Origin of the sequence: Saccharothrix sp. HUAS TT1, assembly GCF_040744945.1 — a bacterium.
Classification (GTDB): Bacteria; Actinomycetota; Actinomycetes; order Mycobacteriales; family Pseudonocardiaceae; genus Actinosynnema.
On the sequence record NZ_CP160453.1, the window covers coordinates 6,554,655 to 6,576,229 of the forward strand.

At 73.8% G+C, this 21,575-nt stretch carries 18 protein-coding genes; 10 read left to right on the top strand and 8 right to left on the bottom strand.

Going from position 1 to position 21,575, the window contains the following annotated elements; translation table 11 throughout:
• Window positions 1-77: 77 nt before the first annotated feature.
• On the bottom strand, window positions 78-719 hold the full coding sequence (locus AB0F89_RS29410) for a hypothetical protein (RefSeq protein WP_367128884.1): 642 nt from the start codon (window positions 717-719) through the stop codon (window positions 78-80).
• 328 nt (window positions 720-1,047) lie between these two features.
• Between AB0F89_RS29410 and AB0F89_RS29415 the strand changes: the two genes are divergently transcribed.
• Both AB0F89_RS29415 and AB0F89_RS29420 read left to right on the top strand, forming a co-directional pair.
• Window positions 1,048-1,371: a hypothetical protein gene (locus AB0F89_RS29415; RefSeq protein WP_367128885.1), complete on the top strand. Its 324-nt coding sequence runs from the start codon at window positions 1,048-1,050 to the stop codon at window positions 1,369-1,371.
• Between the two features lie 366 nt (window positions 1,372-1,737).
• Window positions 1,738-4,470 carry a SpoIIE family protein phosphatase gene (locus AB0F89_RS29420; protein WP_367128887.1) on the top strand — a complete coding sequence of 911 codons (2,733 nt, stop codon included), beginning with the start codon at window positions 1,738-1,740 and terminating at the stop codon, window positions 4,468-4,470.
• 3 nt (window positions 4,471-4,473) lie between these two features.
• Here AB0F89_RS29420 and AB0F89_RS29425 read toward each other — a convergent pair whose 3' ends face one another.
• Both AB0F89_RS29425 and AB0F89_RS29430 read right to left on the bottom strand, forming a co-directional pair.
• Window positions 4,474-4,968, bottom strand: coding sequence for an OsmC family protein (locus tag AB0F89_RS29425; RefSeq protein WP_367128888.1), 495 nt, complete (start codon window positions 4,966-4,968; stop codon window positions 4,474-4,476).
• Window positions 4,965-5,612 (bottom strand): GntR family transcriptional regulator, encoded by a 648-nt coding sequence (locus tag AB0F89_RS29430; RefSeq protein ID WP_367128889.1) that lies wholly within the window; start codon window positions 5,610-5,612, stop codon window positions 4,965-4,967. The genes AB0F89_RS29425 and AB0F89_RS29430 overlap by 4 nt, the downstream gene beginning before the upstream one ends.
• 96 nt (window positions 5,613-5,708) lie before the next feature.
• Here AB0F89_RS29430 and AB0F89_RS29435 point away from each other — a divergent pair, with 96 nt between their 5' ends.
• Window positions 5,709-6,695 carry an ankyrin repeat domain-containing protein gene (locus tag AB0F89_RS29435; protein WP_367128890.1) on the top strand — a complete coding sequence of 329 codons (987 nt, stop codon included), beginning with the start codon at window positions 5,709-5,711 and terminating at the stop codon, window positions 6,693-6,695.
• Window positions 6,696-6,787: 92 nt separating this feature from the next.
• On the opposite strand, the gene AB0F89_RS29440 is transcribed toward AB0F89_RS29435, so the two are convergent.
• A complete protein-coding gene (locus AB0F89_RS29440) occupies window positions 6,788-7,909 on the bottom strand; it encodes a UDP-N-acetylglucosamine 2-epimerase (RefSeq protein WP_367128891.1) in 1,122 nt (373 codons plus the stop codon).
• Between the two features lie 177 nt (window positions 7,910-8,086).
• Between AB0F89_RS29440 and AB0F89_RS29445 the strand changes: the two genes are divergently transcribed.
• Window positions 8,087-9,298 carry a sensor histidine kinase gene (locus AB0F89_RS29445; RefSeq protein WP_367128892.1) on the top strand — a complete coding sequence of 404 codons (1,212 nt, stop codon included), beginning with the start codon at window positions 8,087-8,089 and terminating at the stop codon, window positions 9,296-9,298.
• A complete protein-coding gene (locus AB0F89_RS29450) occupies window positions 9,295-9,990 on the top strand; it encodes a response regulator (protein WP_367128893.1) in 696 nt (231 codons plus the stop codon). Before AB0F89_RS29445 ends, AB0F89_RS29450 begins: the two co-directional genes overlap by 4 nt.
• Before the next feature lie 20 nt (window positions 9,991-10,010).
• On the opposite strand, the gene AB0F89_RS29455 is transcribed toward AB0F89_RS29450, so the two are convergent.
• Genes AB0F89_RS29455 through AB0F89_RS29470 form a run of 4 tightly spaced genes read right to left on the bottom strand, consistent with a single transcriptional unit; the run spans window position 10,011 to window position 14,899 of the window.
• The gene (locus AB0F89_RS29455) at window positions 10,011-10,832 is read right to left on the bottom strand and encodes a cyclase family protein (protein ID WP_367128894.1); all 822 of its coding nucleotides are present in this window, start codon (window positions 10,830-10,832) and stop codon (window positions 10,011-10,013) included.
• A gap of 59 nt (window positions 10,833-10,891) precedes the next feature.
• Complete coding sequence (locus AB0F89_RS29460) at window positions 10,892-11,992, bottom strand: zinc-binding dehydrogenase (RefSeq protein ID WP_367128895.1); 1,101 nt, start codon at window positions 11,990-11,992, stop codon at window positions 10,892-10,894.
• The gene (locus AB0F89_RS29465) at window positions 11,989-12,405 is read right to left on the bottom strand and encodes an acyl-CoA thioesterase (protein WP_367128897.1); all 417 of its coding nucleotides are present in this window, start codon (window positions 12,403-12,405) and stop codon (window positions 11,989-11,991) included. The genes AB0F89_RS29460 and AB0F89_RS29465 overlap by 4 nt, the downstream gene beginning before the upstream one ends.
• A 13-nt stretch (window positions 12,406-12,418) precedes the next feature.
• Window positions 12,419-14,899 carry a LuxR C-terminal-related transcriptional regulator gene (locus AB0F89_RS29470; protein ID WP_367128898.1) on the bottom strand — a complete coding sequence of 827 codons (2,481 nt, stop codon included), beginning with the start codon at window positions 14,897-14,899 and terminating at the stop codon, window positions 12,419-12,421.
• A 200-nt stretch (window positions 14,900-15,099) separates the two neighbouring features.
• Between AB0F89_RS29470 and AB0F89_RS29475 the strand changes: the two genes are divergently transcribed.
• From AB0F89_RS29475 to ispH, 5 genes are all read left to right on the top strand, one after another.
• Window positions 15,100-15,936, top strand: a complete 837-nt coding sequence (locus AB0F89_RS29475) for an alpha/beta hydrolase family protein (protein ID WP_367139034.1) — start codon at window positions 15,100-15,102, stop codon at window positions 15,934-15,936.
• A gap of 374 nt (window positions 15,937-16,310) precedes the next feature.
• Entirely contained in the window at window positions 16,311-17,717 is a 1,407-nt protein-coding gene (locus tag AB0F89_RS29480; RefSeq protein ID WP_367128899.1) for a family 2B encapsulin nanocompartment shell protein, read from the top strand.
• Window positions 17,718-17,748: 31 nt separating this feature from the next.
• On the top strand, window positions 17,749-19,158 hold the full coding sequence (locus AB0F89_RS29485) for a family 2B encapsulin nanocompartment shell protein (RefSeq protein WP_367128900.1): 1,410 nt from the start codon (window positions 17,749-17,751) through the stop codon (window positions 19,156-19,158).
• Window positions 19,159-19,279: 121 nt separating this feature from the next.
• Window positions 19,280-20,311 (top strand): family 2 encapsulin nanocompartment cargo protein polyprenyl transferase, encoded by a 1,032-nt coding sequence (locus AB0F89_RS29490; protein WP_367128901.1) that lies wholly within the window; start codon window positions 19,280-19,282, stop codon window positions 20,309-20,311.
• A 31-nt stretch (window positions 20,312-20,342) separates the two neighbouring features.
• Window positions 20,343-21,323, top strand: a complete 981-nt coding sequence (ispH, locus tag AB0F89_RS29495) for a 4-hydroxy-3-methylbut-2-enyl diphosphate reductase (protein ID WP_367128902.1) — start codon at window positions 20,343-20,345, stop codon at window positions 21,321-21,323.
• The last annotated feature ends 252 nt before the right edge of the window (window positions 21,324-21,575 follow it).

Here is a 21,575-nt window from a genome sequence, read left to right on the forward strand (position 1 = left end):
CCGGCCGGGGGCTCGCGGCGCACGGGTCGGGCTGGTGGTCTACCGGCGGGGAGGCGACCGGTGGACCGGTGGGTCGGTCAGGCCGCGAGCAGGGACGCCGGGCCGGAGTTGACCGACCACGTGTTGTCGGGCCGCAGCAGGGCGTTCAGCTCGAAGCCCGCGTCGTAGTTCAGCTGCGCCGAGTTGGTGATCTGCTCGATGTCCAGCACCTCGCCGTGGGAGTACGTGCCCGCGGTCAGCCAGTAGCTGGGGTGCGGGGTGAAGACGAGGTTCTCGTTGGGCTGCGCCTGCACCGCGAACACGCCGGAGTTCGACATGCCGATGCCGACCGCGGCCCCGTCGGCGGGCACCGACGGCAGCTCGCGGATGTAGAGGTTGCCCAGCTCGGCGGTGCCGAACGCCCGGCCGTCCAGGAACCGGTGCGCGCCGTCGGAGTAGTCGAACAGCACCTGGTTCGCGGTCAGGTCCTGCGGGTTGGCCCGGCGGACCTCCTGCGCCCGGAACTTGACGCCCGGCTTCAGGGCGCCGGTGTAGGACCAGGTGAACGAGTAGTCGAGGTTCCACTCGAAGGTCACCGTGGTGTGCGGCCAGGCCGGCGCGGTCAGCCAGGCGAGCGACATGACGTTGCGCACGCCGAGGTCCACCGCCTGCTGGTAGACGCACAGGTTCTGGAACTGGGTAGATTCATTGCGGACGGTAAGGGTGTACTTCGTGGGCATGGCAGACTTCTCCTTCGCGAGGAAAGGATTGCGATGAATTCCGACTCGATCCCGGGGTGCTCGGTGGTGGACCGATCCGCGACACCGGGTCCGGTCATTCTTTGACGGCCGGCCGAGTGGGGGACCGAGAAAAGCCCTTACCTTCAGCTTTTTTATCGGCCGGTCTTTCCGTCGAGACCAATTACACGCCGCCGAGCCGGTCCCGTCAAGGATCCGACCATCACCTGATGTGTCGACACCACATTCACCTGGATTGGTTCACCGGGCGGCGCGGAACGCCTTTTCGTAACGCGAATCCGCGGCCATCCGTAACGAAAGTCTCGCGAATTTGAATTGCCAGGAGTGCCGGCAGGAGTTCGCGGCGCGCACCACCGGCCGGCCCCGCTTGTACTGCTCGTCCGCGTGCCGGCAGCGGGCGTTCCGGGCGCGGCGGCTCGGCGAGCGGTCGGCCCGGGCGCTGCCCGGCCAGGTGGAGGCGCTGGCCGTCGAGTTGCGGGACAACGCCGAGGTCATCCGGTTCCTCGTCCGCGGCTGGGCGCCACCCGAGCCGGGCACGTCCCTGGCCGACCTGATCGCGGCCACCGCCGACGTGGCGGACCGGTTGCGGGAACTGGGCGGGAGCCTGTCCGACCTGCCGTCCGGGCGCGGGTGACGCAACCCGGAACGCAACACCGGCTCGCAGCCGCCTCCGGGTGACCCCCGGCCACCCGTCGGCGCGGACAGCGGTGATCGCCCGGTCCGCCGGGCAGCGGCGGACCGGGTCGCGGGTGCCGAGCTCGGCTCACGCAGCCGATCAGCTTTGGCTCGCAGTGGACGATCCCCCACGCGTCCCCCCTGCTCCTCGTCACCCACGGAGATCATTCCGTTACCGGGTCCCCGCCTCGAAGACGGCGAACCGCCCGGGAAGCGACTGATCCGGCCGCGCATGGGTACCCTGCGGCTCGGTCGTCTGCTTCGTGGCCTCCGTGCTGGACCGCGGCGACCGGCGGTCCGAGCCACGGGGGAAGGGTTGACGCACATGGACGCAGCGCCCGAGTCGGGGCCGTCGGCGGCCACCGAACTGCGCTCTCTGGTGGACGAGCTGGCCGTGGTGATCTGGGAGGGCGACGTGCGGACCAGGCTCTGCACGTTCGTCTCCGGGCACGCCGAGCAGCTGCTGGGCCACCCGCGGAGCCGCTGGCTGGACGAGCGGGACTTCCTCGCCTCGCTGATCCACCCCGACGACCGGGACCAGGTCGTCGACGCGCGGTGGTGGGCCGCCGCCGGGCGGGAGGCGTTCGAGCTGGACTACCGCGTGGTGACCGCGGACGGCGACGTCCGGCGCATCAAGGAACGGCTGCAGGTCGTGCCGGGTGACGACGGCACGCCGAAGCTGGTGCGCGGCGTGATGGGTGACGTCACCGAGCGCCACGCGGCCGAGGAGCGGCGGGGGTTCGTCGGCGTGCTCGACCGCGAGTTGCAGCGCCTCGACGACGCCGGCGAGCTGATGGCGCTCGCGACCCGGATGCTGGGCGAGCACCTCCGGGTCGACCGGTGCGCCTACGCGCGGACCGAGGCCGACGAGGACCACTTCGTGATGAGCGGCGACTACGCCACCGGGTTGCCGCCGCTGCCCGGCCGGTTCGCCATGGCCGCGTTCGGCGAGGGCGCGCTGCTGGCCATGCGGGCCGGTGAGCCGTGGGTCGTGGCGGACAGCGAGAACGACCCCCGGCTCGTCCCGGCCGACCTGGAGGCGTACCGGCTCACCGGCATCCGGGCGGTGATCTGCCTGCCGCTGCTGCGCGGCGGGCGGTTCGTCGCCGCCATGGCCGTGCACCAGGCGACCGTCCGGCACTGGACGCCGGCCGAGGTCGAGGTGGTGTCGGTGGTGGTCAACCGGTGCTGGGAGTCGTTGCAGCGGGCGCACGCCGACCGGGCGCTGCGGGACAGCGAGCTGCGCCACCGCCTGCTGGTGGAACGGGCCACCGACGCCATCTGGGTGCTGGACCGCGAGCTGCGGTTCGTCGAGGTCAACCCGGCCGCGTGCGGGCTGCTCGGGTACGACCGGGAGGAGCTGACCGGTCGCGCGGTCGCGGACCTGGTCGTGCCGGCCACCCGCGAGCGGCTGGCCGGGCTGGCCGCCGACCTGTCGGCGGGCGTGGTCACCGAGGTGTGGGGGCTGCGCCGGGCGGACGGCACCGTGGTCGAGGTCGAGCTGAGCATCCAGGCCACGCCCACCGGCGTGCAGGCGATCGGACGGGACGTCACCGAGCGGCAGCGCGCCGACGCCGAGCGGGAGCGGCGGCTGCAGCGCGAGCACGAGATCGCCGAGGCGTTGCAGCGCAGCCTGCTGCCCCGCGAGCTGCCCGCGCTGGACCGGCTGGCCACGTCCGCCCGCTACCTGCCCGCCTCGACGCACTCGCGGATCGGCGGCGACTGGTACGAGGTCCTGCCGCTGGTCGGCGGCACGGTCGCCCTGACGGTCGGCGACGTGGTCGGCAAGGGCCCGGAGGCCGCCGCGGTGATGGGCCAGCTGCGCAGCGCCCTGGCCGGCTACCTGCTCGACGGCCACTCCCCCGCCGCCGCGCTGGAACGGCTCGACGCGTTCACCGCGCGGGTGAACGGCGCGGCGGGCACCACGTGCGCCTGCCTGACGTTCGACTGGAACACCGGGGCGTTGTGCTGGGCCGTCGCCGGGCACCTGCCGCCGCTGGTGCTCGACGCCTCCGGGAACCCGCGGTTCCTGCCCGGTGACGCCGGTTCGGTGCTCGGCGTGCCGGGACGCGCGCCGTACCGGGACCACACCACCGAGCTGGAGCCGGGCGCGTCCGTGGTGCTCTACACCGACGGCCTGGTCGAGCGCCGCGGCACGTCGATCGACCACGGCCTGGACCGCCTGCTCGACGTCGCCCGCGACGCGCACGCCCTGCCGCCGCAGGCCCTCAGCGACGCGATCACCACGGCGCTGCTCGCCGACGGCCAGGACGACGACGTGGCTCTGGTTGTGGCCCGCCACCTGCCCGCGCCGCTGCGCGCCACCGTGCCCGCCCAGGCGGGTGAACTGGCCGTGATGCGCCGCGGGGTCACCGCCTGGGCGGCCCTGGCCGGGCTGTCCGCCGACCTGCTGGACGACCTGCAGCTGGCCCTCGGCGAGGCGGCGGCCAACGCCGTGGACCACGCCTACCCGCCCGACGAGTCCGGCGACTTCGACTACGACATCTCCACCACCGCCCAGGGGGTCCGCGTGGTGGTCCGCGACCACGGCCGGTGGCGTCCCGAGCCGGAGGACAAGGGCCACCGCGGCCGGGGCTTGCAGATCATCCGCTCGATCGCGGTCCGGACCGCCTTCGAGCGCGGCGACGAGGGCACGACCGTCGAGTTCGACCTGGTGGACGAGGCCGTCCACGCACCGGCGCCCGCACCGGCCGAGGAAGCACCGCAGGTCGCCGATCCGGCTTCCGACTCCCCCGTCCAGGTGCTGCGGCTCAGCGGCGACGTCGACCTCAAGACGGTGGACGAGCTGCGCGCGGTGCTGACGGCCGGGATCGACTCGACCGACCCGCGGCCGGTCGAGATCGACCTGGGTCAGGTCGGCTACCTCAGCAGCTCCGGCATCGCGCTGCTGCTGGAGGCCGCGGCGACCGCCAACCGCGCCCGGCGCGCCCTGACCGTGCACGCCGCCGAGGGCACCGCGCCCGCGCGCGTGCTGTCGCTGTCCGGCTTGCAGGGCCTGACCACCGACGCGCTGACCGTGCGGATCCGCCGGGCGTGACGGTCAGGCGCTCGGGGCCGCCCGCTGCCCCGACGGGCGCACCACCGGCAGGCGCCGGACCGGGAAGGCGACCGACCTCGCGATGAAGCACGCCTCGTGCGCCTGCTCGTGCAGCGCTTCGGCCCGCTCGACCATGCCCGGCTCGGCGACCTCGACCTCCGGCCGCAGCACCACCTCGACGAACCGGCCGGTGTTGCCCGGCTCCTCGCGCATCACCCCGCTCGCGGCGTCGGTGTAGCCGGTCACCACGACGCCGGCGCGGGCGCACAGCGCCAGGTAGGTGAGCATGTGGCACTGCGACAGCGAGGCCACCAGCAGCTCCTCCGGGTTCCACCGGTCCGGCGTGCCGCGGAACGCCGGGTCGGCGCTGCCCCTGAGCACCGGCTTGCCGTCGGCGACCACGTCGTGGTCGCGCCCGTAACCGCGGTAGGCGGCCGTGCCGGACCCGGTGTTGCCGGTCCAGTCGACCGTGACCCGGTAGTCGTGCTCGCCGTTCACGCGGTCGTCCCTCCTGGTGGTTCGGACAGCGCGGACATCGTCGCGGTGACGTGTTCGCGGGCACGGGCGGCCGCCGTGCCGGGGTCGCCCGCGGTGATGGCGGAGATCAGCCGCCGGTGTTCGTGGTCGACCCGCGCCGGTCGGGCGGGGGCGGTCAGCGAAGCGCGGGTGGACACCACGATCTGGTCCCAGATCCGGTCCAGCACCTCCAGCGCGGGCGGGTTGTCGGCGAGCGCCGCGACGTGCCGGTGGAACGCCCGGTTGTGCCGGACGCCCTCGGCCAGGTCGCCGCTCCGGGTCGCCGCGTCGGCGAGGTCGGCCAGCTCGGTGAGCCGGCGCAGGGCGGCCGGCGCGAGTTCGCCCGCCCGGCGCCGGCGCGCGGCCAGCTCCGCGGTCAACGCCTCCAGCGAGGCCCGGACGAGGTAGGCGTCCCGCAGCGCCTTGGCGCCCAGTTCGACCACGGTCACGCCGCGGCGCGCGGCGCGCACCAGTCCGTCGCTCTCCAAGCGGCGCAACGCTTCGCGCACCGGCGTGCGGCTGACGCCCAGCCGTGCGCACAGCTCCAGCTCGGCGACCGGCTGCCCGGCCGGGTAGGCGCCCAGCACGATCAGGTCGCGGACCTCGTCGTAGACCGACCTCGGCACGGCCCACCTCCTCCGCACGCAATGTATGCAAAGGATACGAAGGCGGTCCAGGGACGGCGGTAGGCTTTCGTGATCACTGGCCGCCGAGGAGATGTGATGCCGGACCTGCCCGCACGGCTCGACCTCGACGGACTGCACCGCCTGGTCCGGGGACGACTGCACGACGACGCGACCACCGGTTCCGACCTCGACCTGGCGCGAGCCGCGGTCGCCCACGAGCACGGCTTCGCCGACTGGGCCGAGGTGGAGCGGGAAGTCGACCGCCGCGCCGTCCTGAACAGCCGCGACCCGGACCGCCTGGCCGGGTTGCTGGCGCGCCACCCCGAGGCGGCCACCACGCGGATGGGCCGGTGGTCGGACCACCGCGAAGGCGCGGACGTGCTCGGCTACCTGGCCATGCTGCGGCTCGACCACCGCCGGCTCGGGCTGCCGCGCGACCTGCCGGGCGTCGGCGCGGTCGCCAGGGCGCTGATCGCGGCCGGCGCCCCGGTCGACGGCCACCCCGGGGCCAAGGAGACCCCGCTGATCACCGCCGCGAGTTGCGGTGACACCACCGTGGCGGCGGTGCTGATCGAGGCGGGCGCCGACGTCGAGGCGGTGTCCGCGCCCGACTCCGGCGGCGTGCCGGGCAGCACCGCGCTGGTGCACGCGGCGGTGTTCGGGATGACCGGGGTGCTGGACCTGCTGGTGGCCGCCGGAGCCCGCGTCGACAGCCTGGAGATGGCCGCCGCCGCGGGTGACGTCGACGCCTGGGAGCTCGCGAGCTGCGCGCCGCAGAGCCGGTTGCGGGCACTGGTGTTCGCCGCCGACCACCAGCGGCTGGGGGTGGTCGACCGGCTCGTCGCCGCCGGGACGCCGGTGGACGAGGCCGACGCCGAGTGGCGGCGGATGCCGCTGCACGTCGCCGCGGGCAACGGCAGGCCGGCCGGGGTGCGGCGGCTGCTCGACCACGGCGCCGACCCCGACCACCGTGATCCAGTCCGCCTGCGGACGGCCTTGGAGTGGTGCCGGTCGTCGGAGGACTACCCCGACAGCCCGGCGCACCAAGAGGTGGCGGAGGTCCTGCGGGCGGCCTCCGCCTGAGACAGGTGGACGTCGCGACCCGCGCCCAGGCCGACGAGCGGGCGCGCGGTCCGTCCTGCCGTGCCAGTGGGCGGTGCGAGCGGCCGGTCGGGTCACCCGGCGCGGACCAGGGAGCGGACGACGTCGGCGATGCGCTCGCCGCTGCGCCCGTCGCCGAACGGGGACGGCAGCCCGGCGAGCCCGGCCCGTCGCGCGTCGCCGTCGCGGTCCAGCCAGCCCAGGGCGATCCCGGTGATGTCGTCGTGCGGCCGGACGGGCGCGCCGAAGTCGCGCAGCACCTCCGGTCGCTCGGTCGACCGCCGGACGACCAGGACCGGCCGCTTCAGCACGGTCGCCTCCTGCTGCACGGCTCCGGAATCGGTGACCAGCAACGCGGCGTGCCGGGCCAGCGCCAGGAACTCCGAGTGCCAGAGCCGGTCGACCACGCGCAGGTCCACCCCGGACGACAGGATGCCGGTGCGGTCCAGCGCCGCCCTCGTGCGCGGGTCGACGGGCAGCACGACCGGGTGACCGGCGTCGACCACGCCGGCGAGCTGGTTGGCGAGCGCGAACAGCGCTTCCTCGTCGTCGACGTTCTCCGGGTGGCCGATGGTGGCCAGCACGTACCGGTCGGGCTCCAGCCCCCGCTGCCGCAGCACGGCCCGCCGGTCCCGCTCGGGCATCAGCCGGTGGCGGACGGCCTCGACGGTGGTGTCGCCGGTCAGCCGGACGTCCCGGTCGCCGAGCCCGTCGGCCTCCAGGTTGGCGACGTTGACCGGGGTCGACGCGCACAGCACGTCGCAGGCGCGGTCGAGCAGCACCCGGTTGTGCTCCTCGGGGCGGTCCGGCTCCCGGCTGCGCAGCCCGGCTCCCAGGCGGACCAGCGGGATGCCCTGCGCGTCGGCGGCCAGAGCGGCGGCGAGCGCGGTGTCGGTCGCGCCCGGCACGAGGACGGCGTCCGGCCGGTCGGCCGCGAACACCTGCCGCAACCGGTTCAGGGCGACCGCGATCCGGCGGTCGCGGTCCTCGGCGCGCGTCGCGGCGCCGGGCAGCTCCCGCCCCGGGCGGAGCACCCCGGCCGAGTCGCCCAGAGCGCTGAGCACGGGTGCGAGCGCGAAGACCTCCGACCGCGACCCGAGCACCACCGCGACCGAACCGGGTCGTGGCGCCGGGACGGGTGTCGGCGGGGTCAGGGGCGTGGCGCCGGTGGTCGGTCGTCGCAGGGTCGCGGTCATCGTTCGCCTCCGTGGGTCGGTTGGTCGGTCCTCTCCAGGAGACCCGCGACGGGTGGCCGCCCGTGTCGTCCCGCGGTGACGCTTCGGGCCGGCTCGTGGACCCCGGTTGACAGGTGCACCCGATCGTGGCCGCGCGAGTCGCCGGGTCGCGGCCGTGCTGCTTGCATGGTGTGAGTGATGCAACGCTGGCAGCACCTGTTCCGCTCGCGGCGGTCCCGGGACGGGATGGTCGCGCTGGTGATCGCCGGACCCGCCGCGGTGGGGCTGCTGACCGGCCTGCACCGCGTCGCGCCCACGCCGACGCCGGCCGCGTTCGCGATCACCTCGGCGTTGTGCGCGGTGGTGCTGGCGCTGTGGCGGCGCGAGTTCGACCGGGCGGCCACCGTGGTGGCGTGCGCCACGTTCGCGCTGACCGACCTGCCCTACCCGATCTACGTGATGACCTACTCGCTGACCAGGCGGCGCCGCTGGCCGCCGGCCTTCGCCGGGATGGCGCTGCTGCTGCTCTGGCCCGCGCACCAGGTGTTCTTCGAGCCGGTCACCGACGTCGGCCACCTGTTCGAGTTCGAGACCAGCCTGCCCGCGAACGGCGTCAACGGCCTGGTCTACTGGGCGCTGGCCGCGGTCGCGCCGTTCGTGATGGGGCTGGCGAAGAACAGCCTCGAAGAGGCCTCCGCCGACCGGGAGCGGCACGCCGCGCAGTCCGCGGAACGGCAGCGGCGGCTGCGGGAGAGCGCGGTGCGGGAGCGCGGCCTGACCGAGCGGGCCAGGCTGGCGTCGATGATGCACGACGGCGTCGGCCACCACGTCAGCGTGATGGTGACCACGGCCGGCGCGATCAGCGTGGACGCCGCCGCGACCGAGTCGATCAGGCGGCGCTGCGAGCTGATCGTCGAGGTCGGCCAGGAGGCGATCGGGCAGCTCGGCGAGGTGCTGGACGTGCTGTCCGCACCGGGCTCGGACGGCGCCGTGGAGAGGTTCGGCCTGCCCGACGTCGCGGACCTCGTGCGGGACTACCGGTCGCTCGGCGTCGACGTGGCCTACGAGGCTTCGCCGGTCGAGTGCGACGCCACCGCGGGTGACCTGTGCTACCGGATCGCGCGGGAGGCGCTGACCAACGCGCTGCGGCACGCCGGGACACCGCGGGTCGACCTCCGGCTCACTCGTGCGGGTGACCACGTCCGACTCACCGCGACCAGTCCGCTCACGCCCCCCGCCCGCACCTCCCTGCCCGGGACGGGCCGTGGCCTGCGGCTGCTGGCCGAGGAGGTGGCGCTGGCGGGTGGCGACCTCACCGCCGGGCCGTCGCCGGACGCGGCCCGGTTCGTGCTGCGCGCCGAGCTCCCGCTGCGCGGCCACCCCGGTCCCGTGGCACCATCGGCGTCGTGATCAGGGTGCTCGTCGTGGACGACCAGGCCCTGATCCGCGCCGGTACGACGGCGATCCTGGAGTCGGCGGCGGACATCGAGGTGGTCGGCGAGGCGGGCGACGGCGCCGAGGCGGTCGCCGCGTGCCGCGCGCACCGGCCCGACGTGGTCCTGATGGACCTGCGGATGCCCAGGGTGGACGGCGTGACCGCCACCGCGCAGCTGAAGAAGGACACCGACCCGCCGCTCGTGCTCGCGCTGACCACGTTCGACGACGACCAGCTGATGATCGACGCGCTGGCCGCGGGCGCGGACGGCTTCCTGCTCAAGCAGCTGGCGCCGCAGGACCTGATCACCGCGGTCCGCGCGGTGCACGGCGGCGCGTCGGTGCTGAACGCCGAGGTCGGCAGGCGCGTCCTGCGCCGGATCTCGGTCCGGGCGGCGGCCGGGCCGACCTCGTTCCCGGACGCCGCCGAACGGCTCGACCTGCTCAGCGAGCGGGAGCGCGAGGTGCTGGGCCAGGTCGGGCTCGGCCTGAACAACGCCGAGATCGCCGACCGGCTGTTCATGAGCGTGTCGACGGTGAAGACCTACGTCTCGCGCGCGCTGACGAAGCTCCAGCTGGACAACCGCGTCCAAGCCGCCCTGTTGGCCAGCCAGCTGCGGCTGACGCCCGACGACCGCCTGCCCGAAGACCGCCCGCCCGGGCAGTAGCCCGCCGTCGACGCCCGCCCTCAGCGCCCGCCGTTGCGCGGCACGAACGCGTAGATGCTCGCCGGCGAGCCCGAGCCGCGCCGGTTGACCGTGCCGCCGACCAGGACGTGCGCGCCGGTCGGCGGCAGCTCGGCCAGGTTCGCCAGGATCTCCAGGCTGATCCGGTGCTCGCGGTACAGCAGCTTGGAGACCCGGTACTCGACGTCCAGCGCCGACTCGGGGCTGAACGTGTCGGTGCCCAGCGCGCCGCGCCGGCCGAGGCGGCCGGTGTCGACCAGCCAGCGCACCGCCGCCAGCGAGAAGCCCGGCTGGTGCATCCGGCCGTCGGCGTCGAAGTTGAAGAACGCGGGCGTGCCCCAGCGCTGCTCCCACCCCGTCCACAGCACGACCGCGGCCTCGTCGGGGATTCGACCGTGCCGCTTCTCCCACCGCTGCAGGTCGGCGACGCTCACCTCGTAGTCGGCGTCGCGCGCGGCCTGCTCCCGCACGTCCACCTTGACCGCGGGCAGGAACAGGTCCTCGGCGTCCAGCTCGTCGGCGTGCGGCTGGTCGGCGTTGAAGTGCGCGGGCGCGCCCCAGTGCGTGCCGGTGTGCTCGCCCTGCTGTGCGTACTGCAGGTAGAACCCGTGCTCCGGCACCGTCGTGACGGTGGTGAGGGTGAAGTCCGGGTCGCCCGGGTAGACGTTGGTCCGGTCCGGGTCGTTCACGTGCGCGAGGTTGACCAACCGGTAGTCGGCCAGCCCCAGCCGCCCGGGACCGCCCGCCGCACCCGCCGACCCGCTCCCCGCGATCGCGCCGCCCACCGCTGTCGCCACGCCCGCGAGCATCGACCGTCTGCGCACCGCCGACCACTCCTCTGCCTAGCCGTCACCCGATCCGGGCAACGGTACCGGCTGGGTGATCACAGGACGATGACCTGCCGGACGGCTTCTCCGGCCGCCAAACGGGCGAACCCGGCGTTGACGTCGTCCAGCGCGAGGCGCCCGGAGAGCAGTTCCCGCACCGGCAGCCGACCGGCCCGGTACAGCTCGACGAACCGGGGGACGTCCCGCCGCGGCACGCACGAACCCAGGTAGCTGCCCTTCAGCGTGCGCTCTTCGGCGACCAGGCTCAGCGCGGGCAGCGAGATGGTCCGGTCGGGGTGCGGCAGGCCGACGGTCACCGTCGTGCCGCCCGCGCCGGTCGCCAGGTACGCCTGCTCCAGCACGGCCGCGACGCCGGTGGTGTCGATCACCTTGTCCGCGCCGCCGCCGGTCAGCTCGCGCACGTGCTCCACCGCGTCCGGACCACCGGCGACCTCGTGCGTCGCGCCGAGCTTGAGCGCCAGCTCGCGCTTGTGCGCCACCACGTCCACCGCGACGATCTGCGCCGCGCCCGCCGCCCGCGCGGCGAGCAGCGCGGCCAGCCCCACACCGCCGAGCCCGAACACCGCCACCCGGTCACCGGGCGTGACGGCCGCGCTGTAGAAGGCCGCGCCCGCGCCGGTGAGCACCGCGCAGCCGAACAGGGCGGCGACCTCGAACGGCAGGTCGGCGGGCACCGGCGTGGCCGACTTCTCCGACACCACGGCGTACTCGGCGAACCCGGACACGCCCAGGTGGTGGTGCGGTCGCGTGCCGTCGGGCAGCCGGAGCCGGCGCCCGCCGCCGAGCAGCGTGCCCGCGCGGTTGGCCGCCGCGCCCGGTTCGCACAGCGCCTGCCGCCCGGACACGCACCGGCGGCACGAACCGCAGGCGGGCACGAACGACAGCACCACCCGGTCGCCGACGGCGAAGTCGGTGGCGCCGGGTCCCAGCTCGACCACCTCGCCGGCGGCCTCGTGGCCGAGCAGCATCGGCAGCGGCCTGATCCGGGAGCCGTCGACCACCGACAGGTCGGAGTGGCACAGCCCGGTGGCGCGCACCCGGATCAGCAGCTCGCCCGGACCCGGCGGGTCCAGGTCGAGGTCGAGCACCTGAAGCGGACCGCCGACCTCGGTCAGCACCGCACCCCGCGTCCTCACGCCACCACCAGCCCTTCCATCGCCGCGCGCAGGTCGGCCGGGATGGCCACCGGCTTGCGGGTGCCGCGGTCGGTGAACACGTGCACGAAGTGCCCCTCGGCGACCACCTCGTCCCGCCCCTCCGGGTAGAAGCCGACCTCGTACCGGACGCTGGACCGGCCGAGGTGGCCGATGCGCAGGCCCGCGTCGACGGCCTCGGGGAACGCGATGGAGGCGCGGTAGTTGCAGTGGGACTCCACGCACAGCCCGATGGCCTGCCCGCGGTGGATGTCCAACCCGCCCTCGGTGATCAACCACGTGTTGATCGCGGTGTCCATGAAGGCGTAGTGCACGACGTTGTTCACGTGCCCGTACACGTCGTTGTCGTGCCACCGGGTCGGGATCCGCTGCCAGTGCCGGTAGTCCTCTCGCACCACACCTCCTGGGTCAGTCGAGCATCCTGGTCAGCTCGACGCGGGACCGCACCTCGAGCCTGGCGAAGATGTTGCGCAGGTGGTGCTCGACGGTGCGGTGGCTCAGGAACAGCCGGGCGGCGACCTCCCGGTTGGTCGCGCCCTCGGCGACCAGGCGGGCGATCTGCGCCTGCTGCGGGGTCAGCCCGGCGGCGGGGTCGGCGCAGGGCCGGCCGGCGCGGTCGGCGGTCCGGTCGGCCGGGGTGGGGCCGACCGCCTCGCCGGACGCGCGCAGCTCGGCGCGAGCGCGGGCGACCCAGCGGTCGGCCTCGTAGCGCTGGAAGATCTTCACCGCGTCGCGCAGCAGTTCCCGCGCGGCGCGCGGCTTGCGGTCGCGGCGCAGCCGGTGGCCGTAGAACAGCTCGGTCTTGGCCAGTTCCATGGCCGTGCCGCTGGCCCGGTGCAGCCGGATCGCCTCGCGGAAGTGCTCCTCGGCGCGCGGGCCGTCGGCGAGCAGGCCGCGGCAGCGGTGCGACAGGGCGAGCCGGGCCGCGCTGCCGGTGGTGCCCGCCCACTTCTCGTACCGGCGCAGCGCCCGATCGGCGGTGGCGGGCCTGCCGCAGCCGACAGCGGCCTCCACGACGTGCGGCGCGGCCATCACCTTGATGCCGGTGTGCACGCCGCCGCCCGAACCGGCGGCCATCAGCCGCAGCCGGTCCAGCGCGTCGGCGGGCCGGTCCAGCACGAGGTCCACGCAGGCGAACGCCCACGCGCCGAACGTGCCGGACCGGCCGAGGCCGCGTTCGGCGATCTGCTCGGCGGCGGCGTCGATGCGGTGCACGGCGGTGTCGGTGTCCCCGCGCAGGGCGGCGACCAGGGCGAGGATCGTCAGGTGGTCGACCACGGCGTTGTGCTGGCCGATGGCGGTGGCCGCGTGCACGCCCTCGAACGCGGCCGACATCGCCACCGAGTGGTGGTCCAGCAGCAAGGCCGACAGCGCCCGGTAGACCAGCGCCCACGGCACCAGCGCGTGCAGCCCGTGCTCGTGCGCCGCCGTCACCGCGCTGGTCGCCAGCTCGTGCGCGGTGGCCGCGTCGCCCAGGGTGTAGGCGGCCTGGCCGCCCCAGATCTTGGCCTGCGGGTGCGGCACCCGTTCGGCCAGCTCCACCACCGACCGCAGCACGGGCAGCGCTTCCTCGTGCCGACCGGCGTAGGTGGCGGCCATGCCCGCCAGGTGGTCGAGGGTGATCCGGGTGCCGTCCGGCTCCTCGGGCCGCCGGACGCGCGCGGCGAACGCGGCCGTCTCGGCGTAGCGGGCGTGGTCGCCCGCGATGCTGGCCGCCTCACCGGCGAAGCCGAGCGCGGTGATGGCCAGCGCCCGGTGCGTGTGGACCAGCTCGCCCGCCGCGTGCAGCAGCCTGCGCACCGCCACGTCCGGCAGGCCGTTGCCCAGGTCGATGCCGCCGCGCAGCAGCTCGGTGCGGGCCCGCAGCTCGTCGCTGTCGGTCAGCCGGGCGGCGGTGCGCAGCGCGACCCTGGCCCGGCGGGGCGCGCCGTGCGCCCAGTGGTCGGTGGCGGCGGCGATCAGGTGCCGCGCCCGGGCGTCCGGGTCGGCGGCCAGCGCGGCGGCCCGGTCGTGGTCGCGGGCCGCGGCCGGGTAGTCGCCGCAGCGGCGGGCCCGGTTCGCGGCCTCGACCAGCCGCTCGGCGAACGCGTCCCGGGCGCCGGGCGCGCGGGCGGCCTCGTGCCAGGTGCGGCGCGGTCCGGCGGGCAGGTGCTCGGCCAGCGCGGCGTGCGCGGCGTAGCGCAGGGCCAGCGGCACCTCGGCGCGCAGCGTGGACCGGACCAGCGGACCGTCGGCGAGCAGGGCGTTCGCCTCCTCGACGGCGGCCAGGTCGAGGTCGGGCAGCCGGGCCAGGGCGTCGGCGTCGACCTCGTCGTCCACCACGGTCAACGCCGCCGCGAAGCGGGCCTGCGGGGACAGCGCGCGGAAGCGGGCGCTGAACCGGGCGCGCAGGGAGCTGTCCTCCGGCAGCGCGTCCGGCGCGGGCGTGGTGCCGCCGAGCTGTTCGGAGGTCAGCGCGCGGGCCAGCTCGGTGAGCGCGAGCGGGTTGCCCCTGGCCAGGTCGGCGAGGTCGTCGGCGAGACCGGGCGCGAGACCGGGCCGCAGCTCGCGCAGCACGCGCAGGCTGTCGGCGTGGTCGAGCGGGTCCAGCCGCACCCACGGCAGCCCGTACGGCTCGCCCTCGGTGGCGATCAGCACGGCCACCGGCTCGTCGGCGGCGGCCGCGGCCAGCTCCACCAACCACGTGGTGTCTTCCAGGAGGTGGGCGTCGTCCACGCACAGCAGCACCTCCCGGCCGGACGCGGCGAAACCCTGCCGAGCGGCGGCGAGCGCCGCGGTCTTGCCCGACCCGGCGCCGCCCCGCAGCACCAGCGCCCCGCCGCGACCGGCTCGGGCACGGGTGAGCAACGCGTCGACGGCGACGCGCTGCCGGTCACGTCCGCGCAGCATGCAGCCAGTCTGGCCGGAGGCCGAGGCCGGGCGGAAGGGGTGCGGCGGAAATTATCTACCAGCGTTAGTTTTCGCCCCGGACCGGTGGTTGCACCGATGCGGAGCGCTCACCGGGTGGCGCAGGGTCATCACCGTCCGCAGTTTCCCTGCCAAGCGAGGTGTACACCGACGTGCAACTCCGCAAACTGATCCCCGCGCTGATCCCCGCACTGGCCCTGTCGCTGGTCGGCGTGGCGCCGGCCAACGCCGCCGAGGAGGAGTTCCGGCGCGGTCCCGCGCCGTCCGACTCCAGCATCGAAGCGTCCCGCGGCCCGTTCGCCACCTCCTCCACCTCGGTGTCCTCCTTGTCGGTCACCGGCTTCGGCGGTGGCACGATCTACTACCCGACCAGCACCGCCGAGGGCACCTTCGGCGCGATCGCCATCTCGCCCGGTTACACCGGCACGCAGTCCAGCATCTCGTGGCTGGGCCCGCGCATCGCGTCGCAGGGCTTCGTGGTGTTCACCATCGACACCAACACCCGCTACGACCAGCCCGACAGCCGGGCGGACCAGTTGCTGTCCGCGCTGGACTACCTGACCCAGCGCAGCACGGTCCGCACCCGGATCGACGCCTCCCGGCTCGGCCTCATGGGCCACTCGATGGGCGGCGGTGGCACGATGCGCGCCGCCGAGCAGCGCCCGTCGCTGCAGGCGGCGATCCCGCTGACCGGGTGGCACACCGACAAGAGCTGGGGCAGCAACCGGGTGCCGACCCTGGTCGTCGGCGCCGAGAACGACTCGGTCGCGCCGGTGTCGTCGCACTCGATCCCGTTCTACACCTCGCTGCCGTCCACGCTGGACAAGGCGTACCTGGAGCTGAACGGGGCGAGCCACTTCGCGCCGAACAGCTCCAACACGACGATCGCGAAGTACAGCATCGCGTGGCTCAAGCGGTTCATCGACAACGACACCCGCTACGAGCAGTTCCTGTGCCCCTCCCCCGCCAACAGCTCGCTGATCTCGGACTACCGGGACACCTGCCCCCACTCGGTCTGACGAGCACGTCGTGACAACGCGGTGCCGGATTGCTCCGGCACCGCGTTGCCGTGTGCACAAGAGAGTGAAATTTCAGCCGCACATGTGCGGAATTACCTCGCCTGTCAGGTCGAACGGCCACGTCAAGAACACGTTGCAGTGAAAATCACTCCATCCAACGGGTCAACCATTCCCCATCAGGACGAATAGATCCACTTCCGAACCGGAAGATCACCCGTTGAATACTTGCGACGTGGAAAAAGTCCACACTGAGTACGCACATCGGGTGTTGTTGACCCTCCGGGGTGTCGTCACATCGGCCGCTTTCCGTGGCGCATTCGGGCTCACTACCGTCAATCCGGACCATTGAACGAATCCGATTGGCGGTGTACGCGGTGACTGTGACCGATTCGGACTTGGAGACCGAGCACTCCCGGCTCAGCCTCGGCACGGCGGCGGCCCGGAACCTCGCGACCACGACCAAGTCCGTCCCCCAGATGCAGGGCATCACCTCGCGGTGGCTGCTCAAGCTCCTGCCCTGGGTGGAGGCGAAGGGCGGCGCCTTCCGGGTCAACCGCAGGCTCAGCTACTCCGTCGGGGACGGTCGCCTGACGTTCACCAACATCGGCGCGGACGTGCGGGTCATCCCGCAGGAGCTGACCGAGCTGGCGCTGCTGCGCGGCTACGACGACGTCGACGCCCTGACCGCGCTGGCCGGCCGGTTCGAGCAGCGCGAGTACGAGCCCGGCGCGGTGCTGGTCGAGGAGGGCCGGCCGCAGGACGCCGTCTACCTCATCGCGCACGGCAAGGTGAACCGCATCGGTCGCGGCGAGTACGGCGACCAGACCGTGCTCGGCACCATGGCCGACGGCGAGCACTTCGGCGGCGAGGTGCTGGCCGGTCCGCAGGACGCGTGGGACGTCACGATCAAGGCCGTCACGCCGGTGATCGCCCTGGTGCTGCCGTGGGACGTGTTCGAACAGCTCAACGGCGAGGCGGGCGGCCTGCGCGCGCACATCCAGCGGATGCTGGCCGCCGGCGCGGGCCGGTCCAACGCCTACGGCGAGGCCGAGATCGACATCGCCTCCGGCCACGACGGCGAGCCCGACCTGCCCGGCACGTTCGTCGACTACGAGGTCGCGCCGCGCGAGCTGGAGCTGAGCGTCGCGCAGACCGTGCTGCGGGTGCACAGCCGCGTCGCCGACCTCTACAACCACCCGATGGACCAGGTGGAGCAGCAGCTGCGGCTGACCATCGAGGCGCTGCGCGAGCGCCAGGAGCACGAGATGGTCAACAACCGCGACTTCGGCCTGCTCAACAGCGCCGACCTCAAGCAGCGCATCCACACCCGCAGCGGCCCGCCGACCCCGGACGACATGGACGACCTGCTCGCCACCGTGTGGAAGGAGCCGACCGCGTTCCTGGCGCACCCCCGGGTGATCGCCGCGTTCGGCCGCGAGTGCAGCAAGCGCGGGATCTACCCGTCGACGATCGACCTCAACGGGCACCACGTGCCCGCGTGGCGCGGTGTGCCCGTGCTGCCGTGCAACAAGATCCCGGTCACCAAGACCCGCACCAGCTCGGTGGTGCTGCTGCGCGCCGGCGAGCAGAACCAGGGCGTGATCGGCCTGCACCAGACGGGCCTGCCCGACGAGTACCAGCCCGGCCTGAACGTGCGGTTCATGGGCATCAACGAGAAGGCGATCATCTCCTACCTCGTCAGCGCCTACTACTCCACCGCCATCCTCGTGCCGGACGCCATCGGCGTGCTGGAGCACGTGGAACTCGGCCGCGAGGACTGACCACTCCCCCTGACCAGATTGGGCGGCTCAAGTGACCGTGACAGACCCCGGCCTCGCACCGGAAGAGGCCGAGCAGCACCGCCAGAGCCTGAGCACCGCGAGCGCGCGGAACCTGGCGAGCACCACCAAGTCCACACCGCAGATGCAGGGCATCTCGCCGCGGTGGTTGCTGCGGAAGCTGCCCTGGGTGACCACCCAGGCAGGCACCTACCGGGTCAACCGCCGCCTCACCTACGCGCTCGGCGACGGGCGGGTGAGCTTCGTCAGCACCGGCGCCGACATCCGGGTGATCCCGCAGGAGCTGCGGGAGCTGCCGGTGCTGCGCGACTTCCCGGACGACGACGTGCTGGTCGCGCTGGCGAACCGGTTCCGGCTGCGCGAGTTCCAGCCGGGTGACGCGCTGGTCTCCTCGGGCGACCGGGCCGACGAGGTGTACCTGATCGCGCACGGCAAAGTGAACAAGGTCGGCCGCGGCGAGTACGGCGACCAGACCGTGCTGGACACGATGGCCGGTGGCGACCACTTCGGCGCCGAGGTGCTGGCCGGCGTCGAGGCGGCGTGGGAGTTCACCGCCAAGGCGGTCACCCCGGTGATCGCCCTGGTGCTGCCGCTGCGGTCGGTGCAGGAGCTGGAGGACCAGGTCGAGTCGCTGCGCGCGCACATCGAGTCGGTCGCGCGCAACGCGGGCAAGCCGCAGAACAAGCACGGCGAGGCGGAGATCGAGATCGCCTCGGGCCACGAGGGCGAGCCGGACCTGCCCGCGACGTTCGTGGACTACGAGCTGTCGCCGCGCGAGTACGAGCTGGAGGTGGCGCAGACCGTGCTGCGGGTGCACAGCCGCGTCGCCGACCTCTACAACCACCCGATGAACCAGACCGAGCAGCAGCTGCGGCTGACCATCGAGGCGCTGCGCGAGCGCCAGGAGCACGAAATGCTCAACAACCGCCGGATCGGGCTGCTGCACAACGCCGACCTGCGGCAGCGCATCCACACCCGCAGCGGCCCGCCGACCCCGGACGACCTGGACGAGCTGCTGTCCCGGCGGCGCAAGACGGCGTTCATGCTGGCCCACCCGCGCACCATCGCCGCGTTCGGCCGGGAGGCCAACAAGCGCGGCGTGTACCCGGGCACGGCCGACGTGGACGGCACGAAGGTCGTCACCTGGCGCGGTGTGCCGCTGCTGCCGTCGGACAAGATCCCGATCACGCCGCAGCACACCACCTCGATCCTGGCCATGCGGGTCGGCGAGCAGGACAACGGCGTGATCGGCCTGCACCAGCCCGGCATCCCGGACGAGGTGCAGCCCGGCCTGAACGCCCGGTTCATGGGCGTCAACGAGAAGGCGATCGTGTCCTACCTGGTCAGCGCGTACTTCTCGGTCGCCGTGCTGGTGCCCGACGCCCTCGGGGTGCTGGAGCACGTGGAGATCGGTCGGTCCTGACCAGCGGAGTCGACGGCAGCCGGGCCGCCACGCCCGGCCGCCGGTCCTCCACCGCCCGCACCGCGTCGCCAGGGATCACCGGCTCGCGCGCGGGCGCATCCCCCGAACAGGAGTTGTGGCGATGACCGACCTGGACGTGAGCCCCGATCAGCGGTCCGCTCGCGAGGTGCTGCACTGGAGCCGTGCCGGGGTCGACCCCGCGCTGCGCGCAGCGGTGGACCGGCTGCCCGAGTCGATGCGAGCCATAGTGGGCTACCACTTCGGCTGGTGGGACGAGCGCGGCGAGCCGATCGGCGCGGACGCGGGCAAGGCGATCCGGCCGGCGCTGGTGATGCTGGGCGCGCAGGCGGTGGGCGGTTCGGTGGACGCCGCGCTGCCCGCCGCGGTGGCGGTGGAGATGGTGCACAACTTCTCGCTGCTGCACGACGACGTCATGGACGGCGACACGACCCGGCGGCACCGGCGGACGGCGTGGCACGTGTTCGGCGTGAACCCGGCGATCCTGGCCGGCGACTCGCTGCTGACCTCGGCGGTGGACGTGCTGGCCGGCAGCGGTCACCCGCAGGCCCAGCAGGCGATCCGGGTGCTGTCGGCGGCGGTCCAGCAGCTGCTGGACGGGCAGAGCGCGGACCTGGCGTTCGAGGAGCGGGCGGACGTCGGGCTGGCGGAGTGCGTGCGGATGGCCGAGCGCAAGACCGGTTCGCTGCTGGGCGCGTCGTGCGCGCTGGGCGCGTTGTTCGGCGGCGGGCTGCCCGAGCAGGTGGAGCACCTGCGGTCGTTCGGCGAGCGGGTCGGGCTGGCGTTCCAGTTCGTGGACGACCTGCTCGGCATCTGGGGCGACCCGGAGGTGACCGGCAAGCCGGTGTACTCGGACCTGGTGAACCGCAAGAAGTCGCTGCCGGTGGTGGCGGCGCTGACGTCGGGCACCCGGGCGGGCCGCGAGCTGGACGCGATGTACCACTCGGACCGGCCGCTCGACCCGGCGCGGGCGGCGGAGCTGATCGAGACCTCCGGTGCGCGGGTGTGGGCCCAGGGCCGGGCGGACGACCTGCTGGCCAGGGCGCGGCAGCACCTGAAGGCGGCCCGGCCCGCCGACCGGGCGGCGCGCGAGCTGGAAGCGGTGGCCCGCCTGGCGACCCGCCGCGATCACTGACACCCGCCGACCGCGTCACTGGAGCCGCCCGATGCCCGGACCCCGCCCACCCCACGACCCCGTGCCCCCTCGGGTCGACACCCTGCTGCTGGCCTCACCCCGGTCGTTCTGCGCCGGCGTGGAGCGCGCGATCGAGATCGTCGACCGGTTGCTCGACCAGCGCGGCGGCCCCGTCCACGTGCGCAAGCAGATCGTGCACAACACCCACGTGGTGGCCGACCTGGAGGCGCGGGGCGCGGTGTTCGTGGACGAGCTGGACGCGGTGCCGGACGGCGCGACCGTGGTGTTCTCCGCGCACGGCGTGTCCCCCGCGGTGCGGGAGGAGGCCGCCCGGCGCGAGCTGGAGGTGGTCGACGCGACGTGCCCGCTGGTCACCAAGGTGCACGCGGAGGCGAGGCGGTACGCCGCGCGCGGTGACACGGTGGTGCTCATCGGGCACGCCGGGCACGAGGAGGTCGAGGGCACGCTCGGCGAAGCGCCCGCGCGGACCGTGCTGGTGGAGAGCGTCGCCGACGTGGAGGCGCTGCGGGTGCCGGACCCGGACCGGGTCTCCTACCTGACCCAGACCACGCTCGCGGTGGACGAGACGACCGAGGTGCTGGCCGCGCTGCGGGCGAGGTTCCCGGCGTTGCGGGGACCGTCGTCGGCCGACATCTGCTACGCCACCACGAACCGGCAGGACGCGGTGCGCGAGGTCGCGCGGGACGCGGACCTGGTGCTGGTGGTCGGGTCGGAGAACTCGTCCAACTCGGTGCGGCTGGTGGAGCTGGCCCGCCGGGTCGGCACGCCGGCCCACCTGATCGACGACGTGTCCGGCATCCGGCCGGAGTGGCTGGCCGGCGTGCGGGTGGTCGGGGTGAGCGCGGGCGCGTCCGCGCCGCCGCGGCTGGTGGACGAGGTGGTCGAGGCGCTGGGCGCGTGGGACGTCCAGATCCGCGAGACGGCGCGGGAGACGATCCAGTTCACCCTGCCGGTGGCCGTGCGCGCGCCCGGCCGGCGTGCGGCGGACTGATCGGGGAATTCGGCGGGGCCGAACCTCAAACCTTGGTCAACAACCGTTGTGAGAGCGCTCCAGCGGTGCCTAGGTTGATTTCGGCCACAAGCCGCCCGGTGGTGAGGCTCACCGCCAGGACACAATTATCCCCTACGTGTTCTGCGAGGTAGGCGTGAACGTCAATCCCACACCCATCGGGTAAAACCCGGCGGACGCCTGGGACAAGCCGGTCCCAGGCGGTCCGGGAGCCGAACAGCGGACGAACGGGTG

Bases quoted from the DNA above. Each gene is read 5' to 3' on its own strand.
- AB0F89_RS29420 (WP_367128887.1), top strand. From the start codon at position 1,738: ATGGACGCAGCGCCCGAGTCGGGGCCGTCGGCGGCCACCGAACTGCGC.
- AB0F89_RS29470 (WP_367128898.1), bottom strand. From the start codon at position 14,899: ATGCTGCGCGGACGTGACCGGCAGCGCGTCGCCGTCGACGCGTTGCTC.
- AB0F89_RS29435 (WP_367128890.1), top strand. From the start codon at position 5,709: ATGCCGGACCTGCCCGCACGGCTCGACCTCGACGGACTGCACCGCCTG.
- AB0F89_RS29445 (WP_367128892.1), top strand. From the start codon at position 8,087: ATGCAACGCTGGCAGCACCTGTTCCGCTCGCGGCGGTCCCGGGACGGG.
- AB0F89_RS29410 (WP_367128884.1), bottom strand. From the start codon at position 719: ATGCCCACGAAGTACACCCTTACCGTCCGCAATGAATCTACCCAGTTC.
- ispH (WP_367128902.1), top strand. From the start codon at position 20,343: ATGCCCGGACCCCGCCCACCCCACGACCCCGTGCCCCCTCGGGTCGAC.
- AB0F89_RS29440 (WP_367128891.1), bottom strand. From the start codon at position 7,909: ATGACCGCGACCCTGCGACGACCGACCACCGGCGCCACGCCCCTGACC.
- AB0F89_RS29490 (WP_367128901.1), top strand. From the start codon at position 19,280: ATGACCGACCTGGACGTGAGCCCCGATCAGCGGTCCGCTCGCGAGGTG.